Origin of the sequence: Anaerocolumna sp. (assembly GCF_032079385.1) — a bacterium.
GTDB lineage: Bacteria > Bacillota > Clostridia > Lachnospirales > Lachnospiraceae > Anaerocolumna.
On sequence record NZ_DAMAUC010000001.1, the window covers coordinates 364,571 to 385,331 of the forward strand.

Below are 20,761 nucleotides of genomic sequence, written 5' to 3' on the forward strand. Positions count from 1 at the left end.
AGAAAGATAGAAGCAGGAGGGAACAAAATGATTACACAAAGACCCAAAGGTACTCAGGACTGGTACGGCAGCAGTATGCATAAGAGAACTGTAATTGAAGCCTTAGCCAGAAAACTTTGCAAAGCCTATAACATAAAAGAAGTGATTACACCTGTATTCGAGCATACTGTATTATTTCAAAGAGGTGTAGGAGAGACAACGGATGTTGTACAAAAGGAAATGTATACTTTTATGGACAAAGGGGATCGCAGCATAACCTTAAAACCAGAAGGAACAGCCGGCGCCATTCGTGCATATTTGGAAAATAATATGTATGCAGAAAGCCAGCCTACAAAATTATTTTATGTTACTCCTGCATTTCGTTATGAACAGCCCCAAAGCGGAAGGCTTCGCCAGCATCACCAGTTTGGCGTAGAGTTTGTAGGTTCAGCCAGTCCTTTAGCAGAAGTGGAATTAATTACTTTAATTACAACTTTTATTAAAGAAATCGGTTTAAAAGATGCTAAACTTCACATTAACAGCATTGGCTGCAGCAATTGCCGTAAAACATACAACGACGCATTGCTAGCCTTCTTAAAACAGCATGAAGAGCATCTATGCCCTACCTGCAGAGAAAGAATGAAGAAAAATCCGCTTCGTGTGTTGGATTGTAAAGTTCCAACCTGTAAAGAAATCGTAAAAGATGCTCCAAGAACCATTGAATATTTGGATGAGGAATGCAAGGAACATTTTGAAGAATTGCAGAACCTTTTAACAGAATTAAACATTCCTTATGAAATTGATACAGGAATTGTAAGAGGTCTGGATTACTATACCAAGACCGTATTTGAATTTGTAAATGAAGAGGGCTTTACCCTGTGCGGCGGCGGTCGTTACGATAATCTTGTTCACGAAATTGACGAAAAACAGAATATTCCTTCCGTTGGATTCGGAATGGGTATTGAAAGAATCATTTATTTCTTAGAGCAGGAAGGTGTGGAGTTAGAACCGGAGCCTGCCATTGAATTATATGTTGGTATCTTAGGTAAAGAAGCTAAGGGAGCAGCATATAAAATCGTAAATGCTTTAAGAAATGCAGATATTGTTGTAGAAACAGATTACATGGACAGAAGTGTAAAAGCACAAATGAAATATGCTAATAAAATCGGCGCAAAAAACACAGTTATTATCGGAGCAGATGAATTGGCAAATAATAAGGCTAATATCAAAAATATGGATACTGGTGAGCAGACAGAAGTTATGTTGGATAAGATAACAGAGTATTTTATTAATAAATAATACAGGAAATCCAATATAGACTTATATTTAGTTACATTACGTTTCATAGGAAACAAACAAATTATGCGCAAAGGCCAATGGCAATACTGACATTGGCTTTCTGAATAGATGGTGGAAAAGCAATGGATTATTTATTTACACCATAAGAATTGTGAAAGAAAATTTGAGGGAAAGGATGCCACGAACCGGATTCTTTCACAATGATAGTGGCCATATGAATAATAATTTCGTATGATAAGGTCTTAGTAATGAAAGAAGAGAACAAAAAGGATAAGAATGCATGGCTAAAATATGACGACAGCCAGAAAAAAGAGATTTTTGCTTTTAATGAAGGTTATAGAGACTTCATTTCCAAAGGTAAAACAGAGAGAGAATGTGTGACTGAGATTGTCAAACAGGCAGAAGAAGAAGGGTATAAGGATCTAAAGTCCATAATAGCAAGTAAAGGGAAGTTAAAGGCTGGAGATAAAGTTTACTACAATAATATGGACAAAGCCATAGCATTATTTTTGATTGGCGAAAAACCTTTAGAAGAAGGTATGAAGATACTTGGAGCCCATATTGACTCTCCAAGAATTGATGTAAAGCAGAATCCATTATATGAAGATACGGATTTAGCTTTATTAGATACTCACTATTACGGTGGAATTAAGAAATACCAGTGGGTAACTCTTCCCCTTGCAATTCACGGTATTGTAGTGAAAAAGGACGGTACTAAAGTTAATGTAGTAATTGGTGAAGAGGATAACGATCCGGTACTTGGAATTACAGATCTTCTGGTTCACCTTTCCGCAGCTCAAATGGATAAAAAGGCTTCCAAAGTAATTGAAGGTGAAGACTTAAATCTGCTAATAGGCAGTATGCCATTAAATGACGAAGAAAAAGACGCGGTAAAGGCCAATATAAAAGCTATATTAAAAGAAAAATATGATATAGAAGAAGATGACTTTGTATCTGCTGAATTAGAAATCGTACCTGCTGGAAAAGCAAGAGATTATGGTATGGATAGAAGTATGATTATGGGCTATGGACAGGATGATAGAGTATGCGCTTATACTTCTATGAAAGCTTTCTTTGAAGTAGAGAAAACAGACAGAACTTGTGCATGTGTATTAGTAGATAAAGAAGAAATCGGAAGTGTTGGCGCTACCGGAATGCATTCAAAGTTCTTTGAGAATGTAGTAGCTGAGATTATGAATTGTCAAGGTGAATATTCTGAACTTGGTGTAAGACGTGCTTTACAGAATTCTCATATGCTATCATCTGATGTTAGTGCTGCTTTTGATCCAAATTATCCAGCTGTTATGGAGAAAAAGAATTCTGCTTACTTTGGTAAAGGAATGGTATTCAATAAGTATACCGGCTCAAGAGGTAAGTCAGGTTCTAATGATGCTAATCCGGAATACATAGCCAAACTAAGAAGTATTATGGAAAAACACAATGTATCCTACCAAACCGCAGAACTTGGTAAAGTAGATGAAGGGGGCGGCGGAACCATTGCATATATAATGGCGCAGTATAACATGGAAGTAATTGACAGCGGTGTAGCTGTTCTAAATATGCATGCTCCTTGGGAAATTACCAGTAAAGTAGACGTATATGAAACTATGCGCGGCTATGAAGCCTTTTTAAAGGAAATATAATAGCTGGTTTTTGATTTGGAATATACCCTAAGTATTAAGGAAAATATAAAACAAAGAATTGATCATTAAGAAAGAACATCCTTACATTTATGTATGCAATATGGATACAGCAATACTTGCAAGGGTGTTCTTTTTTTGTAACTCAATCTTAATAGTTGGTGTTGAGACAATAGTCAGGGTGGAATGCTAAGTCCTGTCCTATGACTGGTAATGCGATATATCAAAACGAAATGAATAGCCAGTAAATTTGCCAGATGTATGGATAAGGTGTAATAGAGGCATAAATGCCAGAAAAATATTGACTATTCTTAGCCATGAGTGATATGATAGCATAAGAGTTTTTATTATAATATAATACTTGCTTTGCAAGAATGAGGTTATGAGAAAAATAGAACAGCAGATTATTCATATCTGTTTTAACTATAAGAAATAGGAGGATTAACATGGCTGAATCAATGAAGGGCTTACACAGAAGCCATAGATGTACAGAAGTGTCTAAAACCAATATCGGGGAAACTGTTACCGTAATGGGATGGGTACAAAAAAGCAGAAACAAAGGTGGAATTATTTTCTTGGATTTAAGGGATCGTTCCGGTATCCTTCAAATTATATTTGAAGAAAATGATATAGGCGCAGAAGGTTTTGCAAAAGCCGAGAAACTAAGAAGTGAATTTGTTATTGCAGTAGTTGGCAGGGTAGAAGCACGTTCCGGTGCTGTTAATGAAAATCTTGCCACTGGTGATATTGAAATAAGGGCAACAGAAGTTCGTATTCTTTCAGAAGCGGAGACACCTCCATTCCCTATTGAAGAAGATAGTAAAACAAAAGAAGATTTAAGACTAAAATATAGATATCTGGATTTGAGAAGACCAGATTTACAAAAGAACCTGATTATGAGAAGTAAAGTTGCTACTTTAACCCGCAGCTTTTTAGCAGAGGAAGGTTTCTTAGAAATTGAGACTCCGATGCTTACCAAAAGTACACCGGAAGGAGCCAGAGACTATTTAGTTCCCAGCCGTGTACATCCAGGTAATTTCTATGCACTGCCCCAGTCACCTCAGTTATTTAAACAATTGCTTATGTGTTCCGGTTACGATAGATACTTCCAAATCGTTAAGTGCTTCCGTGATGAAGACTTACGTGCGGACAGACAGCCGGAATTTACACAGATAGATATGGAATTATCTTTTGTTGATGTTGATGATGTAATCAGCGTAAATGAAAGGCTATTACAGAAATTATTTAAAGAAACTATCGGTGTGGATGTACAACTTCCTATTCAGAGAATGACATATGCAGAAGCAATGGATCGCTTTGGCTCCGATAAACCGGATCTTCGCTTTGGTATGGAACTAAAGAATGTGTCTGAAACAGTAAAGGGCTGTGGCTTCTCTGTATTTACAAGTGCCTTGGAAAAAGGCGGTTCTGTTCGTGGTATTAATGCAGAAGGACAGGGAGAAATGCCAAGAAAGAAAATCGACGCATTAGTAGAATTTGCAAAAGGCTTTGGAGCAAAAGGTTTAGCATACCTTGCAGTAAACAGCGATGGAACTTATAAATCCTCCTTTGCTAAGTTTATGACAGAAGAAGAATTATCAAACTTAGTAGCTGCCATGTCCGGTAAACCTGGTGATTTATTGTTATTTGCAGCAGATGAGGACGATGTTGTATTTGATGTATTAGGAAATCTAAGATTAGAAATTGCTAGAAATCTGGATTTATTAAATAAAGCGGAATATAAATTCTTATGGGTAACCGAATTCCCGTTACTTGAGTACTCTAAAGAAGAGGGAAGATATACAGCAAAACATCATCCATTTACAATGCCAATGGAAGAAGACTTGCACTTAATCGATACGGAACCAGGTAAAGTAAGAGCAAAAGCATATGATATCGTATTAAACGGAACAGAAATTGGCGGTGGCAGTGTCAGAATTTATCAGAACAATGTGCAGGAAAAAATGTTTGAAGTGCTTGGCTTTTCTAAAGAAGATGCCTATGACCGTTTTGGCTTCCTGCTAAATGCTTTCAAGTATGGAGTTCCGCCTCACGCAGGTTTAGCTTACGGTTTAGATCGTATGGTTATGCTTATGGCAAAAGAGGATAGCATTCGTGATGTAATTGCTTTCCCTAAAGTAAAGGATGCTTCCTGTTTAATGACAGAAGCACCAAATGTTGTAGATCAAAAACAACTTGATGAACTTGGAATTGGGATTGCTGATGAGGCAGAATAATTAATAGGTTGAATGTAATAAGGACACTTTGCCTATGATAGGGCAATGAGGCCTTCGAGAGCAGGGTATGTTTTATATGACTTTGGAATATGAAACATACCCCACTCTCGAAGGCCAATTTAGATTTATGAAGGCAAAGCGGTGTATTGGAATAGGCAGTTATGTAATTGGTTTGTTTGATAAGTATATTGTCAAATTTATTATCAATTTAGGGAATAAATATTTTGACTTAAGATAATATTTTGACTTAAGATAATATTTTGATTTAAGATAAATATTTTAACTTAAGATAAATATTTTAACTTATTTGGAAAGGTTTGAGCATGGAAGTTATATATAAAGTAGTTATTTTATATTTGATTATATTAAACGTAGTGGGTTTTTTTAGTATGGGTGTGGATAAAAAACGGGCTAAGAACAATGAATGGAGGATAAAGGAGAAAACTTTGTTCTTTATTGCAATTATAGGAGGCAGTGCCGGCTCTTTATTAGGAATGAAAGTATATCGCCATAAAACAAAACATACAGCCTTTGTAATAGGTATGCCGATTATTTTGATAGTACAAATTTTATTAGTGGTATTTTTATTCTATAGATTTATATAATTTAAAGCTTAATTTATGCAGCCAAAGATACGGTATATTTATATGGAACATTTGAAATAAATACAGTAAAAGTTATTTTAGAACGGTGTTGTTTATAGGTGCGGATACATTAGATAATTCCTTGTAAATTAAGATTTAAGAATGTAAATAAAGAGTAGAAGATAGGGAATCTTGCAAAATCGGACTACATAAAATAGCCAAATTTTATTATAAAAGTTATAAAATTATAAAAAATTATTTATTAAATTTATACATTTTACATAGTAATTACCTTAAAATTACCAAAATAATGTTTGACAGATTGAACAAAGAGTGATATTATGAATATGTTGCATGAAAGTGCATACACTATCAATAGCTGTTATAATTTATAGCAGTATTTTATTATTTTTTTGGAGGAATTAACATGAACAAAGGTACAGTGAAATGGTTTAACAATCAAAAAGGTTTCGGATTTATCTCCGACGAACAAGGAAACGATGTATTCGTACATTATTCAGGTCTTAACATGGATGGCTTCAAGTCTCTTGAAGAAGGACAAGAAGTTCAATTCGATGTTGTTCAAGGTGCTAAGGGACCTCAAGCTACAAACGTAATCAAATTATAATTAACCAAGTTTTTCGATGTGCCTTTTTCTAATATATAAATTTTAAGAATTTTATTTTTAAAAGTTTTTATTATGAATTAGATATATTGTTTTAAAACGGAATTGGTTAAAAAGGTTATCCTAAAGGATAACCTTTTTTTAAATTCCGGGAAAGGAGAGACCTATGCTTGTAACATTTTTACCAATGAATCAAAAAATTCAGGTAAATGCAGGAAGTAATTTATTTCAGACAGCGCTGGAAAATGAAATTGATCTTGGGGGCATCTGCTCCGGAAATAAAACTTGCGGTAAATGTAAGGCAATGATTACAAAAGGCAACAACAAAAATTACAGTAAAGAAGAACGAAAACTTCTTACGGAAGAAGAACTTAATTCAGGTGTTCGTTTGGCTTGTTGTTTTACCATTACAGAAGATACTTGTGTTATTATTTCTGGTAAAAAAGAAAAGCGAAGCCAGGCCGGACATAGAAAAGATAAAATAGAAAAGGATTTAAGAAATACTTTAACGAATACTATAAGAAATACTTTAACAAATCCTTTGATGGAGGAGCATTATGGCGTTGCATTTGATATAGGAACAACATCGGTGGCAGCACGATTGTGGAATCTAAGTAGAAAAGAAATCATAGATGAAATTAGTGCCAAGAATCCTCAAAGCCTATATGGGGCAGATGTAATTGCAAGAATTACTTTTGCCAATAGTAGGGAAGACAATGTAAGAAAACTGGCCTATCTGATTCGAGAGTGCTGTAATACCTTACTTTTACGCATGTCGGCAGAGAATAATATTGATGTGAAACAAATTGAGATTGCGGTTATCACTGCCAATACAACCATGTCCCATTTGTTTTTAGGCAAATCTGTTGAGAAATTGGCAAAGGTACCCTTTCAGGGAATATCTTACGAAGGTGTAATATTGAAAGCTTCAGAAGTAGATTTTGAAATGAATCCTTATGGAGAAATATATGTAATGCCTGGAATTGCAGGTCATGTAGGTTCTGATACATTGGGCTGTATTCTCTCCAGAGATTTGAACTATGCAAAGGGAAACCATCTCCTTGTAGATATTGGAACCAATGGAGAAATTGTTCTAGGAAAGGATGGGGAGCTTACGGTATGCTCAACGGCTGCAGGCCCTGCTTTTGAAGGAGCTTCTTTGCATCAGGGTATGCGGGCCATAGAAGGAGCAATATCGAAAGTAAATATCAGAAATAATTTGATTGAGATAGAAATAATTGGACTGGGAAAAGACTCAATCTTAACCTATAGAATGAATAGGAATGGGGAATCTGAAGATGAAATAAATGATATCCATCCCATTGGTATCTGCGGATCAGGAGTGATTGAAGCAGTTTCTGAATTCCTTAGTAATCATATAATGGATCAGACAGGCCGTTTATTAGGAGCGGAGGGTGAAACTAACTTTGTTACTTTATGGAAACATGGTGATAAAGAAGTTATTTTAACCCAGAAGGATATTAGAGAACTTCAACTGGCTAAGGCAGCAATTTATACTGGAATCATGCTGTTGTTAGAAGAAGCCAAACTAACGGTATCCCAACTGGATTCCATTATTCTGGCAGGTGCATTTGGCAGTAATATTGATGTAAAGAAAGCCGTTCATATAGGATTGCTGCCTTCCATAGAGCCGGATAAGATAAGTTATATTGGAAATGGAGCCTTAGAGGGTGCTTCTAAAGTGTTATTAGGGGAAATCTCAAAAGAAGAGGCAGAAAGTATAAGCAAAAAAGTAAAGCATCTGGAACTGGCATTATGTAAAGATTTTCAAGATGAGTTTTTAAAAGCTATGAATTTCTAATTTGTAAAGTTATGAATGCAAAAAGCATGTTTTGAATATATATTTTTCAAAACATGCTTTTTTATCTATTAAGTAAGATTACGATTCATCGATAAAGTACTTTATTACGAACTTTGGATTATATATTTAATCTTTTTCTATATATATTTCTTTAGTTATTACTTTATTTAAATTCTTATAAAGAGGTTTGAACAGGAACAAGGTTATAAAAAAGTTACTTATTCCATGTATAATATCGAAGGGAATTCCTGTAATCCAATAAGCAATGGCAGATTGAACACCCGTTAGGAAGCTTCCGTTAATCCACCCCATAAATAAATAGGGAATGGAGCAAAGAGCACCAAAGGTCAATCCAAAAGCACCTGAAATAACTGCCCAATGGAAGGCGGATTGATCTCTTTTAAAAATTCGAACAATAAAGTATAGGATAAACCAAATATAGAAATAATTTATTAACCATAATCCAAAACCGTATATAAAACATTCCAGTAAAACAAATATGGATATAATAAGTAATGTTTTTTTGTGCAACAGTAGAGAGAATAGTATTATCAGCAGAGAAACCAATTCTATATTAGGAAGAAAGGCAAGGACTTCTTTGACGGCAATTAAAAGAGCGCTTAACATACCAATTAAAACAATATCTTTTATACGCATCCTATACCTCCGTTTTCACTCTTAGCCTGAACGGCGAAGAATTATATCTTCCTTTCTCAGTTAGGTAACTTATTATTTAATATCCGACCATTAATGTTATTTGATAATGGTCACCATCTTTTATAGGCGTTGTATCAACACCTGTCATTAAAGATTCTCCGTTTAGTGAAAAATTCCACCATTCCTGTTTCGATTCGTCTGCTGTTATACCATTTACTGTAGTTACATATAAACCATTTTTCGTTTCAATTCCGGAAATCAGTTTTTTCTTTTCTAAGGCTTCTCTTAAGAATTCGGCATCTGTTGTAATTTTAAAGGACTCACTTGTACCATCTGTTAATATTACTTCTGCAACAATGTTTTTGGAACCTTCTACCGGTTTTGCCATAAATGTTTTATAGGCAAAGAACATAGCAGCAATTATTGCGACCAAAGCAATACAACTAACAACAATTTTCTTGACATTTCTTTTTTGTTCCAAGATTTATTCTCCTCCTTCTTTAATAATAGGAACCTTCTTGATTCGTAGGGAGGCATTTTAAAGCCATTCAGGTTTTGAGGGAGAATGAAAAAGGTTCCTTTGCCACAAAAGCAAAAGGAACCTAAAATAGTTTAGATTATTAACAATAACTTTATTACCAGAATATCCGGCTGACAGTCATTGTACCTCTTACCATTCCTCGTGGCATATTTGGTACCATATCAAGCAGGTATTCTGACTTATGATTCATCATTTTCTTCAAATCTTCCCAAGCATGTGCTCAGTGATCTATATTGCTTTTATGAAGCATACTGAAGAAAACTCCTCAATTACAGCGGCGAGACCGTACAGGATTTTAACCTGTTTCCCTATTATGTCACTATTTTATGTGGGTTTTATATAAATTAGTGACCACTTGATATATGAAACAGCCTTAAACAGCTGCTTATAAACGCTGTCAGTATATCATTACGCAAAAAAAAAGTCAATATAATTATTTAGTACCATAGATTCTGTCCCCGGCATCGCCAAGTCCAGGTAGAATATAACCACTTTCGTTTAATCTCTCATCTAAAGCACCTATAAATACATCAACATCAGGATGAGCCGATGTAAGACGTTTTACACCTTCTGGTGCTGCTATGAGACATAGGAAGTGAATTTTAGTGATTCCCCTTTTCTTTAACAAGGTAATAGCAGCATCTGCGGAACCCCCAGTTGCTAACATAGGGTCAACAACAAAGATCTCTCTCTCATTGGCATCAGTAGGTAACTTACAAAAATATTCAACTGGCTCTAATGTTTTTTCATCTCTATATAAACCAATGTGTCCAACCTTGGCATTGGGAATCAGGTTTAATATTCCATCTGCCATATGCAAACCGGCTCTTAAGATCGGAACGATACAAAGCTTTTTGCCTTCAATTTCATGAGCAATTGTTTTAACAAGAGGTGTATCAATCTCTATCTCAGCAAGAGGAAGTTCTCTTGTTGCTTCATAACATATAAGCATTGCAACTTCAGAAACCAAATCACGGAATTCTTTAGTTGAAGTTGTTTTGCGTCTCATGATTCCTATTTTGTGCTGAATCAATGGATGATTCATAATTATTACTTTAGACATAATCTTGCCTCCATTTGTTTTTTAGACTTTTTTGCTAGAAGTATTATAACAAAAATAAATGTCTAAGAAAAGTGTTAAATTATATTTATTGTATTTTTTGAAAAAGTAATGTAATATATTCGTGTATAAAATGTAAAATATGAAAAATAAAAAAAGCAGGCAGTATTTTAATAGGATAAGCAAAGAATGAAAAAAGTGAAATATGATAATATATGAGATAAAGGAATTTAAAAATGAAATGAATCTAAGCTATTAAAATAGAATTCCACTTAAAAATTCATAAAATAAGTATTTAAAAATTTTATTTGGTTAATAAAAGACTCTCTTTCCATACTTAGGCAGAGGAGAAGCCCGGTAGAGGGGGGAGGGTAACTACCAGGCTTATTTTATGAAAAAAATTATCTTATTAGCAATATAGTGTACAACTTATTTACTATGCTTTTATTATAATAGACATATATGATTATAGTGTGGATGATTTATGAACAATTTGTGAATTTTTAATCAATGTATTTTTACAATTTAAAACAAAAAATGAAAAAAATAGGACAGATTTGCTCCTTATAATTTACTTAAAAAGGTAGTATTCACATGAATTTCAGAGGTTGTTTTTTTGAAAGATACAAATACTAAAGTTAAGAACAAGATATTTTTTATGTAAAAGAAGGAAACCGATTAATTCCATGGGAACTATAAATAATAAGAACGATTTTATGCGTAAGTCTATATGTTATGCAGGAAAAGAGGGAATATGTCAAGTATTTTTAAAAAATTAATAAGTAAAGAATTTGGTGAAAACAAATATAATAAATATTTTTTTGTTTGCCAAAAAAGCTTAGAAGATAAATCTTTTGACAGCAAAGAAATTTATAATGATATATATGAGAATCTAAAAAAGCTAGATCGAAATGCAATAAGGAAAATGCAGGGACGACTAAATGATGCGCTGTTTTTGGCAGTACGTATCAGCAAAACTTATTTCTTTTCCTTTCTCTTTTATCTGGGCGCAGCATTCTTTCTTATCACGAAAGATATAAATCCGATTATTACTATTTTTAGTATTATCTTAATGAGCATATGTTTTATTGTAAAAACATATGAATTCTTAATTAATAAATATTGTTTTATTGATGCACATATTGTGTTAGTTTATAAGACAGTATTAGAAAGAATGGTTATATTAAAAGAAATAGAACATTCCTCATCTTCCAATAACACTTAACATGAAATAACCAGTAAGCCATAAGGATTTACTGGTTATTTCTTTTGTATGAACATAAAAATAATACTATTGTATATACTCTAAGAATAAAGTAAAATAAGCAGTAAGAAGCAATAATAAAACTGATTAACCAAAAGAGGAAATGAAATGAAATATAAAAGTATATTTGATATTATAGGTCCCATTATGGTAGGACCATCCAGCTCTCATACGGCAGGAGCAGTCCGTATTGGACAGATTGCCCGCAGAATATTTGGCATGGAACCGGAGGAAATTCATATTCATTTTTATGGTTCCTTTGCTGAAACCTATAAAGGACATGCTACAGATATTGCTGTTATTGCAGGACTGTTGGATTTTGAAACGGATGATCCAAGAATCCAGAATGCTATACTTATTGCCCAAAAGAAAGGTATCCAAATTCACTTTTATACAGAGGAAATAGTACCCTCCCATCCGAATACTTTACAGATAAAATTAGTAAAAGGGGACGAAACTCTGGAGCTTACCGGAATATCTGTTGGTGGAGGCGCTGTTCAGATTACAGAATTGAACGGATTTGAGCTGAACTTATCCGGTGAAAATCCTGCCATGCTAATATATCATAAGGATGCATATGGAGTAGTGGCTTCCGTTGCAGTAATCTTAGCCAACCACAAAATAAATATCAGCGGGATGAATGTATCCAGAATAGAGAAGGACAGCATGGCATTAATGGTTATTGAAACAGATCAGACAGTACAAGAAGAGATTCTGAATGAAATTGCATTAAAAGACAATGTAAAGAAAGTGTATGTACTTAGTGCTTAAGTACATATGTTTAGAGGGATTGACATGTTTAATAATATTGCTGAATTAGTAAATCTTGCAGAAACCCAGAACAAAAAAATCTATGAGATTATGTTAGAACAGGAAATGCAAGCTACCAGTCTTAGTAAAGAAGACATTATAAATAAAATGAAAGATAATTACATGGTCATGAAAGCTGCTATAGAAAAAGGGATGAAGGGAGTTACCTCTAAATCCGGAATGACAGGAGGAGATGCCAAAAAGCTCTCTGAATATAGAAATAGTGGGAACTATCTGACGGACTATACTTTAATATCGGCTATCTGCTATGCTGTTGCAACCAATGAAGTGAATGCTTCTATGGGATTAATCTGTGCCACTCCTACAGCTGGTTCATCGGGTGTACTTCCTGCGGTTATGTTTGCGGCCCAGGAAAAACTTCAGGTAGAGGAAGAAGTAGTAATTAACCATCTATTCACAGCCGGAGCAATCGGTTATATCATTGCGAACAATGCTTCCATCTCAGGAGCAGCTGGTGGCTGCCAGGCGGAAGTTGGTTCAGCCAGTGCTATGGCAGCAGCTGCGCTAACCGAAATGGCTGGAGGAACTCCGTCTCAGGCCGCCCATGCTATGGCAATGGCTCTAAAAAATATGCTGGGGCTTTCCTGCGATCCGGTTGCAGGTTTGGTAGAGGTACCTTGCATTAAAAGAAACGCAGCAGGTGCTGTTAATGCCTTTGCAGCTGCAGAGATGGCACTTGCCGGAGTAGAAAGCAGAATCCCATGGGATGAAGTAATCAGTGCTATGTACCGAATTGGTTTATCCATGCCGATTTCTTTAAAAGAAACCGCATTGGGAGGACTGGCTGCAACAGAAACCGGTAAGTGTTGGAGAGAAAAAATCCAGTAATAGATACGAAAAACAACCCATATATTGTAATGAAGAATAATATATGGTGAAGTTATGGAAATTGATAATGAAGATAAGGAAAAGCTGAGATTTTTTATAAAAACCGGTATTGTAGTACTATCATTCCTTGTTATCTGTGCTTTTGGCATTAAATATATTCCCAAAGCCATTTCTGTTACAAGCGTAGCAAATGCAAGAGAACTTCCTATTTATTGTGTAGATTCTCCTGAGAAGAAAGTTGCCTTAAGTTTTGATGCTGCCTGGGGGAATGAAGATACTGCGGAGATATTAAATATCCTTGAAAAGAACAACGTAAAAGTCACCTTTTTTATGACAGGAGGCTGGATCGAAAAATATCCCGATGATGTAAAAGCTATCGCAGCCGCCGGCCATGACCTGGGAAATCATAGTGAGAATCACAAACATATGTCCCAGCTATCCAAAGAGCAGTCCATAGAAGAAATTATGAAGCCTCACAATAAGGTGAAACAGCTGACCGGCATTGATATGAATCTCTTCCGCCCACCCTATGGTGATTATAACAATACATTAATTCAGGCTACAAGAGAGGCTGGTTATCATTGCATTCAATGGGATGTGGACAGTCTAGATTGGCGCGATTACGGCGTGAAATCTATCGTAAATACGGTGGTAGACCATGAGCATTTAGGGAATGGTTCTATCATACTATGCCACAATGGAGCAAAATATACGAAAGATGCCTTAGAATCTATGATTACGGGACTTAAAGAAAAAGGTTATGAAATTGTTCCGATTTCTCAATTGATTTATACCAGTGAGTATTATATGGATCATGAGGGAAGACAGTTTGAAAAATAAATGGGAGCTTTGTGATTAATAATAGGTTGTTTTTAGAACTAACTGGGAGATAATAAATATTTCTGGTTAGTTTTTTTGTTTAATTAGTAAATATATGTAGGTTAGAATTTTAAAGCTCATGCAAAAAACACGGACTTTACATATATACTTTCTAGATTTTGCTGAGGATTTTAAAATTGAAAATTATAGATAAAAATTTTGTGAAACAGATGTTTATAGAGGATATATATGGTAAAATAGTATTGTACGAGAGGACTTTTCTGGTACAAAATGTATCACTTTAATAAACTAAAGGATAATCATATCGTCATTATATTTAACGTACTATTAGTGGGTTAAATGATTATTTTCAGGATTTTTAGAAAGGGGATATTAATGAAAGGTGTATTTACAGAAATAGTTACAGATATATATAAAATAAATATGCTAAAAACAGTTTTGGGAGAAATTAAACCAATACTTTCGGGGCAAATACATATTGAACGTTTTCACGATAATGGTGAAGGCGTTGACAGAGCTTATAATGTATACAAGATAATAGTAGATGAACAGACCTATATTCTGAAAAAGTCAGATAGCTACGAGGTAGAAGTTTATGAAAAGTTTCTTGTAGGTAAAAACCTTCCTGTCCCAAACTTCGAGGGCTGGACTTGCATTAATAATATAAAGTGGATATTAATTGAATATATTGCTGGAACGGATTTACGAATGTTTAATAAAGATATGGCCTATGGGTGTGCCGACAGTCTTTCTCGTATTTTTAATATGTATTGGCAGGAAAAGGACTTTGAAGAAAATAAGTTTGATAACCGTTTTGAAAGATATTGGACAAGAATCAATAAAAGGTCAGAATGTCTTATAAATGAGCCAAAACTATCTTCTGCATATCGTACTTTTTTAGATAGACAGTTAGTATGTCCACGCACTTTATGTAATGGAGATTTTCTGCAATGCAACGTAATAGAAAAAAATAAGGACATTATCTTAATTGACTGGGCTTTCGCAGGAATTATGCCTTACTCCTTAGATATTGCTCGTTTAATATCTCACGGTTCAGAAAAAAATTTTCCTTTTCCATTTTATATGACCGATGAATACCGAAAGATATTTTTAAAAGGTGTATATGATAAATTGATATTAAAACCTGATTATAAACAGTTTATATGGGATGTATTGCTATCATGTCTAAATGAGTGTATTGAGTTTATAGAGAGAGAATTAAATGATAAATCTATAGAAAGAGATGAAGTCTTCACTTATTATTATAAAAAAGCACAGACTTTGGCTGATATTATTTTAAAGGGTAAAGAACAGTTAAATATAGATAAGTATGAATGACTTGTGTTCATAATATGTAGTCTGAATAATTCGCTAACTTCTCAAAGGATATTTTGCTTTATTGTGATAATATAATAGTAAAGTAATGGAGGGGATTAAAAAAATGGAAAAGAGAAGAAATTTAATAGTGCTTTTTACGATATTTATAATATTTACAGGAGGAGTATTGGTATATAAAGTGAAATTTCCTAATATTGATTCGAATGTCTATTTATCAAACAAGAATGAATCACATAAAAGTTTTAATAGCAAAACAAATGATAAAAGTGATAAAAATAGTAAAAGTTTTGACTTTGAAAAGTTTGATGGTAACTGGTCTTTAATGCAGTTTACATCGAATAAAGGTAATGAGATAAATATTAATGATAATACAAAAATTAGTAAAGGTAAGTTTTATATTGTAGTTTTAGATTCAGAATATAATATTGTAGCGAAAAAAAATGAGGTGAATGAAACTGGAAATATAAAGTTTATTACCAAAAAGGTGGGAAATATAGTATTAGAATTGTTGGTGCAAATGCTAGCGGAACTTTTAACATAAGTGTAACTTCTTCAAATAATATAGATCTTTCACATATAGATTTTTTCAACTAATTATAATTGATTAGTTTTACAAGAAAAGGGTCCACCTACGGTTTTATTTTCAGAATTAATGAAACTGGAATTAGGGTTAAAGGAAAAGAGCTATGAAATTTTCCAAGGAGATTTTCATCTTTACAATATGTATATAATGTGTTATATTAAACAACTAGGAATTGTAAATAAAATATTACAGAAAGGAGACATTGCTATGAAATCAATTAGTATATTAAATAAATTAAAAAGTTCACAAAGTTTAAAACAGAATAATGAAACATGCTATAGTTTTAACTATATACGGATTTCATGCGATGGAATCCAGAGGTAGTTAGAATAAAGAATCGGTAGCATGTTCAAATGCTATCGGCAACCATTATATAGGAATGACAATTGGAGCCGATTATTGTTGATACCAGATTATCACATAATAATGGGCTCTTTTTGTACCTATAAGGGAGTTATAATAACAGGAGGAATAAGTCTTATGGCTAGATATAGAGAAGCTGTTTGTATCAATTATATTGCGTTAGGTCAATGTAAAAAGGGCAGAGATGCATGTCATGAACATTATTGTCAAAAATGCGATAAATATTATCCAAGAGCAAAGGTTGATAATCCAAACAGGAAAAAGAGAGTCAACAAGAATAATCAAAAACTGGATGATTTAAAAGAATTTACTAAGAGAATTAATTATTAATGGAGGAAATAATGAAGATTATAGAAGGAAAATATAATATTGCTAAGGTCTATACAGAAGTAGTGGAGGAAACAGCACTTGAACAGATTAGAACCTTGTGCAATCAGGGATATGTAAAAGATTTAAAAATTAGAATTATGCCGGATGTTCATGCCGGTGCAGGCTGCACCATCGGAACAACTATGACACTGAAAGATTGTGTCGTTCCTAATCTTGTTGGTGTTGATATCGGGTGTGGTATGGAGACTATCCTAATAAAGAATTCCCATATTGAATTGCAGAAGCTGGATAAACTTATCTATGAGAGGATCCCGTCAGGCTTCCATATCAGGGAATCAGCACATAAATACAATGATGAGATTGATCTAAATATGCTCAGATGTAAAACGGAAGGCAGAATTAATTTAGACAGGGCAGTCAAATCTCTGGGAACTCTTGGGGGAGTTATATGTATATAATATATATTATTAAATATATACTATATAATATAATTAATAGTACAGATATTGTATAAAGTTTATAATGGTGTATATTGTTAAGTGTTGGTAGATTCATACATTTAAAGTATACACCATTTTTGTTTTTATATATGTATAATAATATATAATATCTAAGCCTTATTTTTTATACAGTATACTTCTGTTGTTATACTCCAGTAAAAGATAGATATTATAAATATATTCGAGTTCATTTGTATTTTATTTATGAATGAGCTCTTTGTCATATGTATGATAATAAAATACACTATATTGAGAAAATGGAAAAAATATGTTATTATATATCATATACTCAAGAGGGAGGTATACAAATGAATAATAACCCAAAGGTATTTATTTCTTATAGTCATGATAATCAAGTATTCGAAAGTAAAATCCTTGAATTTGCCAATAGATTACGTTCAGAGGGAATAGATGCAAATGTAGATTTATACGAGGAAGCTCCAGTTGAAGGCTGGCCCAAATGGATGGAAAACCAAATACGTAGTGCTGACTTTGTTTTAGTTGTTGCAACGAAGTCTTATTATGACAAGTGCTATGTTGAAGATAGAAAAGGAAAAGGGGTATCATGGGAAGTTAATATTGTGTACCAATTTATATATGATAACTTTTCTGAGAATAGCAAATTTATACCAGTGTTTTTTGATAAGGAAGACGAACAGTATATTTTATCACCATTAAAACCATTTACGTTTTATAATATTAATGATGAAACCGGGTTCGATAGATTATATTGGAGATTACGTGGTATATCAAAGGTACAGAAACCTGCTCTTGGTAAATTAAGACCATTACCGGCAAAGGAACAAAGAACGATGTTTTTTTCTTCACCAATAAATTTGGATTTATGGAATGATGCTGGGTGGGAGGGAGTATTATACTTGTTTTGCCCAGGTGAAATTCCTGTTATTGGACTTTTATATAAAAACTATGAAGCTGGTAAAAAAATATTTATTAATTGGAAAGAGGATTCAAATAATGGTTATATTGATGAATTTGTAGATGTGACTTATATTGAACCACCATTTCCAGATAATTGTTTCATATATTCCGACAAAGATAGAAATAATGGGAATGGATACTTTGTACATATTGGTCCTAATATTGATGCCTCAGTAAATAGAATGCAGAAATGTGGTATAAATCTGCTAGAAGGAATGTTGGCTATGGTTAGTAGATATCAATGGATGGATGAAATAAACGGTTCTAGAAATAGAGAACTTTTTAAGCAAACGATTAAGACTTATGGTGAATATAAAATTATGCCAGTTGCAAGAAAAGATAGAATGAAGGATATAACTGAGGAAAATTTAATAATAAATTTCGATTATGGAGTAAACCTTCACAATATTAAATTTGTAAAAGGTATAGAAGTAAAAGAAAATGATATCTTCAAGGTTGTCTTGCAAAAACCTTGTTCTTAATTGGCTATTGGTGTAACAGTAAATTATTTATAAGTAACAATAGGCTTATAAATATTAAAAGAAATAAATTAGGGTCCTATATAAAGGAAATTTATATTATGGCAAATAAGAAAGTATTAGGATGATGTGCATTATGCGAAGAACAATTTTGCTTATGCCAGATAAAAATAAATCTTTCTTTGCTAAGGAATTGATAAATGATTTTCATATCCAGTATGAATTTAAAATGATAATCCAAAATGTCCAAGATGCAAAACTAGTCATTTAATTATCAGAGAAAACTCAGTAGACCACTCCGTGTTTTTAGGATGTTCGAATTTCCCATCTTGTGAATGGAATAAAAAGTATACTGAAATATTGAATAGTCAGATAAAGTGCAATGTATGTGGGGGTTATATGATTAAGAAAAAGGGAAGATATGGAGAGTATTATTGGTGTACTAATTATCCTTATTGTGGAATACTCTATCGATTCATAAGTGATAGTGAATAAGTTAAATTAGCATATCTATATTAAAAGTTAGAATAAGCTGGTCAAGGAGGTACATTAAAATGGATACGAACCAACCACACATTGTATTGGAGAGGGTAATAAATACCTCAATTGAAAAAGACTATCTAAAAAAATTACAGAAACTTCAGATTTCAGTAGAGGAAACTTCAAAGGAACATGAGTATTTATTGCATTATTGTAATTTAGATACGTTAGGATACATAATAAATGATAGAACCCTAAAGTGCAGTAGCCTGAATAATGTCAATCTAAATGACAGACTAGAAGCAAAGAGAAATAATATTGAGAGGTTCGCTGGAAGTAGATTTATTGCATGCTTTTCACATTGCCCATATGAGATAGTTCCGTTTTGGGTTAATTATGGTGGGAAAAAGAAAAATCAGAAAGTAGTCTTAAAGTTCAAGAATTTTGCTAGTGCTTTTGAAGATGTAATTCATATGGATTACTGCCTTACAGATAATTTGGATAAGATGTTCTTTTATTGCGATGAATATGGAATAACTGTAAATAACAATGGGTTATTAGGGCAACTACAGAACTCTGCCCCAATAAATATAGATTATGATACGAGAGATTATATTCAGACAATTAAATTGAATGATGTGAAGTATTTACCAATAAGCGATGAAGTCTTTACGAAGGATTATAAGCGGTTTACTAAATTTAAGTCAAGTGAAGAGGACCTCGGTATTGAGCTTCCTGTATATGACCCAACAAATTTAGGAAGACATAAGACAAATCATTGGGATTATGAAAAAGAAACGCGTATTATTTGCATTATGAGTAGAAACGACGAATCATTTTTTCAGCATATATATTTAAGACTTAAAGAAAAGATTTTTCAGGATTTAGAGATAATTATGAATCCGTGGGCACCGAAAACCTTGGCGACTGATATTCAAGATTTATTAGATAAAAGTTCCCTAAGTGGTGCTATTAAGAAGTCGGTGAAGATAACAAAAAGCGAATTACATGGACAAGTTAAAATATCATAATAAAATATGAGGTACATTAATGAATAGTTTTGTGGTGCTGGTAATGCAGTTTTGAGGATATAATAAAATCGGAATTTTTAAAAATTTTTCAATTCTGTTGAATTAATATCAATACAAAACTTGATAGTTTTATGCCAAAGGGGGAGAGTATGAGCTTCTACAAGACTATTCTCTAGGTAGAACGGTAAAAGCAATGGATAAAAAACAGCATTACATATTAATGAGTTATTAAATAGGGGCTGTGTTATAAGAACTAATGAGAGTTTCTTTTATCATGGGAAAGTATATATATTTTTAACTGCGGATTATACGATTACAATTACGGGGTCGACTAATTTAAGTCGCAATGCTTTTGGAAATAATAAGGAATTAGATAGTTTGTTTATATATCCAAGGCATGAAATTAATCCGTTTTTAAAATGGTTTAATGATTTTAGGAGTTCAGCAGATGAAATAGAATATTTGGATGTAAGTAAGTTTAATGAATCTGCTTAAGTGATATAGAAGGAGA

21 protein-coding genes, 1 pseudogene and 1 riboswitch are annotated in these 20,761 nt (G+C 33.2%); of the genes and pseudogenes, 19 read left to right on the forward strand and 3 right to left on the reverse strand.

What is annotated here, in order from left to right:
• Positions 1–27: 27 nt before the first annotated feature.
• The 6 genes from hisS (at position 28) to RT261_RS01505 (ending at position 8,186) form a co-directional block, all read left to right on the forward strand.
• A complete protein-coding gene (hisS, locus tag RT261_RS01480) occupies positions 28–1,278 on the forward strand; it encodes a histidine--tRNA ligase (RefSeq protein WP_313128443.1) in 1,251 nt (416 codons plus the stop codon).
• A 248-nt stretch (positions 1,279–1,526) separates the two neighbouring features.
• Positions 1,527–2,921 (forward strand): aminopeptidase, encoded by a 1,395-nt coding sequence (locus tag RT261_RS01485; protein ID WP_313128445.1) that lies wholly within the window; start codon positions 1,527–1,529, stop codon positions 2,919–2,921.
• A gap of 443 nt (positions 2,922–3,364) precedes the next feature.
• Entirely contained in the window at positions 3,365–5,155 is a 1,791-nt protein-coding gene (gene aspS, locus RT261_RS01490) for an aspartate--tRNA ligase (RefSeq protein WP_313128447.1), read from the forward strand.
• 323 nt (positions 5,156–5,478) lie between these two features.
• Positions 5,479–5,760: a DUF1294 domain-containing protein gene (locus RT261_RS01495; RefSeq protein ID WP_331665352.1), complete on the forward strand. Its 282-nt coding sequence runs from the start codon at positions 5,479–5,481 to the stop codon at positions 5,758–5,760.
• Positions 5,761–6,166: 406 nt separating this feature from the next.
• The gene (locus RT261_RS01500) at positions 6,167–6,367 is read left to right on the forward strand and encodes a cold-shock protein (RefSeq protein ID WP_091684005.1); all 201 of its coding nucleotides are present in this window, start codon (positions 6,167–6,169) and stop codon (positions 6,365–6,367) included.
• Positions 6,368–6,530: 163 nt separating this feature from the next.
• On the forward strand, positions 6,531–8,186 hold the full coding sequence (locus RT261_RS01505; RefSeq protein ID WP_313128452.1) for an ASKHA domain-containing protein: 1,656 nt from the start codon (positions 6,531–6,533) through the stop codon (positions 8,184–8,186).
• Between the two features lie 126 nt (positions 8,187–8,312).
• On the opposite strand, the gene RT261_RS01510 is transcribed toward RT261_RS01505, so the two are convergent.
• From RT261_RS01510 to upp, 3 genes are all read right to left on the reverse strand, one after another.
• Complete coding sequence (locus RT261_RS01510; RefSeq protein ID WP_313128455.1) at positions 8,313–8,843, reverse strand: hypothetical protein; 531 nt, start codon at positions 8,841–8,843, stop codon at positions 8,313–8,315.
• Positions 8,844–8,919: 76 nt separating this feature from the next.
• Positions 8,920–9,324, reverse strand: a complete 405-nt coding sequence (locus RT261_RS01515) for a DUF4430 domain-containing protein (RefSeq protein WP_313128457.1) — start codon at positions 9,322–9,324, stop codon at positions 8,920–8,922.
• Between the two features lie 207 nt (positions 9,325–9,531).
• Positions 9,532–9,758, reverse strand: a riboswitch (cobalamin riboswitch).
• Between the two features lie 59 nt (positions 9,759–9,817).
• The gene (upp, locus tag RT261_RS01520) at positions 9,818–10,447 is read right to left on the reverse strand and encodes a uracil phosphoribosyltransferase (protein WP_313128459.1); all 630 of its coding nucleotides are present in this window, start codon (positions 10,445–10,447) and stop codon (positions 9,818–9,820) included.
• 751 nt (positions 10,448–11,198) lie between these two features.
• Between upp and RT261_RS01525 the strand changes: the two genes are divergently transcribed.
• The 13 genes and pseudogenes from RT261_RS01525 to RT261_RS21090 all read left to right on the forward strand — a co-directional run bounded on the left by RT261_RS01525 (position 11,199) and on the right by RT261_RS21090 (position 20,745).
• On the forward strand, positions 11,199–11,669 hold the full coding sequence (locus RT261_RS01525; protein ID WP_313128461.1) for a hypothetical protein: 471 nt from the start codon (positions 11,199–11,201) through the stop codon (positions 11,667–11,669).
• 147 nt (positions 11,670–11,816) lie between these two features.
• On the forward strand, positions 11,817–12,479 hold the full coding sequence (gene sdaAB / locus RT261_RS01530; protein WP_313128463.1) for an L-serine ammonia-lyase, iron-sulfur-dependent subunit beta: 663 nt from the start codon (positions 11,817–11,819) through the stop codon (positions 12,477–12,479).
• Between the two features lie 24 nt (positions 12,480–12,503).
• Complete coding sequence (sdaAA, locus tag RT261_RS01535; protein WP_313128465.1) at positions 12,504–13,367, forward strand: L-serine ammonia-lyase, iron-sulfur-dependent, subunit alpha; 864 nt, start codon at positions 12,504–12,506, stop codon at positions 13,365–13,367.
• Between the two features lie 54 nt (positions 13,368–13,421).
• Complete coding sequence (locus tag RT261_RS01540) at positions 13,422–14,207, forward strand: polysaccharide deacetylase family protein (RefSeq protein WP_313128467.1); 786 nt, start codon at positions 13,422–13,424, stop codon at positions 14,205–14,207.
• A 375-nt stretch (positions 14,208–14,582) separates the two neighbouring features.
• Positions 14,583–15,545: a phosphotransferase gene (locus tag RT261_RS01545; protein ID WP_313128470.1), complete on the forward strand. Its 963-nt coding sequence runs from the start codon at positions 14,583–14,585 to the stop codon at positions 15,543–15,545.
• Between the two features lie 103 nt (positions 15,546–15,648).
• Positions 15,649–16,086: a hypothetical protein gene (locus tag RT261_RS01550; protein ID WP_331665353.1), complete on the forward strand. Its 438-nt coding sequence runs from the start codon at positions 15,649–15,651 to the stop codon at positions 16,084–16,086.
• 522 nt (positions 16,087–16,608) lie between these two features.
• Positions 16,609–16,821, forward strand: a complete 213-nt coding sequence (locus tag RT261_RS01555) for a hypothetical protein (RefSeq protein ID WP_313128472.1) — start codon at positions 16,609–16,611, stop codon at positions 16,819–16,821.
• Between the two features lie 11 nt (positions 16,822–16,832).
• Positions 16,833–17,279, forward strand: a complete 447-nt coding sequence (locus tag RT261_RS01560) for an RtcB family protein (protein ID WP_331665354.1) — start codon at positions 16,833–16,835, stop codon at positions 17,277–17,279.
• A 266-nt stretch (positions 17,280–17,545) separates the two neighbouring features.
• Positions 17,546–18,742, forward strand: a complete 1,197-nt coding sequence (locus RT261_RS01565; RefSeq protein WP_313128474.1) for a toll/interleukin-1 receptor domain-containing protein — start codon at positions 17,546–17,548, stop codon at positions 18,740–18,742.
• Positions 18,743–18,991: 249 nt separating this feature from the next.
• Positions 18,992–19,075, forward strand: a pseudogene (locus RT261_RS21085) (hypothetical protein); the annotation flags it as partial.
• A 24-nt stretch (positions 19,076–19,099) separates the two neighbouring features.
• The gene (locus RT261_RS01570; protein WP_442871753.1) at positions 19,100–19,234 is read left to right on the forward strand and encodes a topoisomerase DNA-binding C4 zinc finger domain-containing protein; all 135 of its coding nucleotides are present in this window, start codon (positions 19,100–19,102) and stop codon (positions 19,232–19,234) included.
• A gap of 59 nt (positions 19,235–19,293) precedes the next feature.
• The gene (locus RT261_RS01575) at positions 19,294–20,250 is read left to right on the forward strand and encodes a hypothetical protein (protein ID WP_313128479.1); all 957 of its coding nucleotides are present in this window, start codon (positions 19,294–19,296) and stop codon (positions 20,248–20,250) included.
• A gap of 216 nt (positions 20,251–20,466) precedes the next feature.
• On the forward strand, positions 20,467–20,745 hold the full coding sequence (locus tag RT261_RS21090) for a phospholipase D-like domain-containing protein (protein WP_442871755.1): 279 nt from the start codon (positions 20,467–20,469) through the stop codon (positions 20,743–20,745).
• Positions 20,746–20,761: the final 16 nt, after the last annotated feature.

What these genes read in the sequence shown, in the direction of transcription:
- RT261_RS01495 (WP_331665352.1), top strand. Translation starts at nt 5,479, where the DNA reads ATGGAAGTTATATATAAAGTAGTTATTTTATATTTGATTATATTAAAC.
- RT261_RS01575 (WP_313128479.1), top strand. Translation starts at nt 19,294, where the DNA reads ATGGATACGAACCAACCACACATTGTATTGGAGAGGGTAATAAATACC.
- RT261_RS01505 (WP_313128452.1), top strand. Translation starts at nt 6,531, where the DNA reads ATGCTTGTAACATTTTTACCAATGAATCAAAAAATTCAGGTAAATGCA.
- RT261_RS01545 (WP_313128470.1), top strand. Translation starts at nt 14,583, where the DNA reads ATGAAAGGTGTATTTACAGAAATAGTTACAGATATATATAAAATAAAT.
- RT261_RS01565 (WP_313128474.1), top strand. Translation starts at nt 17,546, where the DNA reads ATGTATGATAATAAAATACACTATATTGAGAAAATGGAAAAAATATGT.
- RT261_RS01500 (WP_091684005.1), top strand. Translation starts at nt 6,167, where the DNA reads ATGAACAAAGGTACAGTGAAATGGTTTAACAATCAAAAAGGTTTCGGA.
- RT261_RS01485 (WP_313128445.1), top strand. Translation starts at nt 1,527, where the DNA reads ATGAAAGAAGAGAACAAAAAGGATAAGAATGCATGGCTAAAATATGAC.
- RT261_RS01510 (WP_313128455.1), bottom strand. Translation starts at nt 8,843, where the DNA reads ATGCGTATAAAAGATATTGTTTTAATTGGTATGTTAAGCGCTCTTTTA.
- aspS (WP_313128447.1), top strand. Translation starts at nt 3,365, where the DNA reads ATGGCTGAATCAATGAAGGGCTTACACAGAAGCCATAGATGTACAGAA.
- RT261_RS01560 (WP_331665354.1), top strand. Translation starts at nt 16,833, where the DNA reads ATGAAGATTATAGAAGGAAAATATAATATTGCTAAGGTCTATACAGAA.
- RT261_RS01555 (WP_313128472.1), top strand. Translation starts at nt 16,609, where the DNA reads ATGGCTAGATATAGAGAAGCTGTTTGTATCAATTATATTGCGTTAGGT.
- sdaAA (WP_313128465.1), top strand. Translation starts at nt 12,504, where the DNA reads ATGTTTAATAATATTGCTGAATTAGTAAATCTTGCAGAAACCCAGAAC.
- RT261_RS01550 (WP_331665353.1), top strand. Translation starts at nt 15,649, where the DNA reads ATGGAAAAGAGAAGAAATTTAATAGTGCTTTTTACGATATTTATAATA.
- hisS (WP_313128443.1), top strand. Translation starts at nt 28, where the DNA reads ATGATTACACAAAGACCCAAAGGTACTCAGGACTGGTACGGCAGCAGT.
- sdaAB (WP_313128463.1), top strand. Translation starts at nt 11,817, where the DNA reads ATGAAATATAAAAGTATATTTGATATTATAGGTCCCATTATGGTAGGA.
- RT261_RS01525 (WP_313128461.1), top strand. Translation starts at nt 11,199, where the DNA reads ATGTCAAGTATTTTTAAAAAATTAATAAGTAAAGAATTTGGTGAAAAC.
- upp (WP_313128459.1), bottom strand. Translation starts at nt 10,447, where the DNA reads ATGTCTAAAGTAATAATTATGAATCATCCATTGATTCAGCACAAAATA.
- RT261_RS01540 (WP_313128467.1), top strand. Translation starts at nt 13,422, where the DNA reads ATGGAAATTGATAATGAAGATAAGGAAAAGCTGAGATTTTTTATAAAA.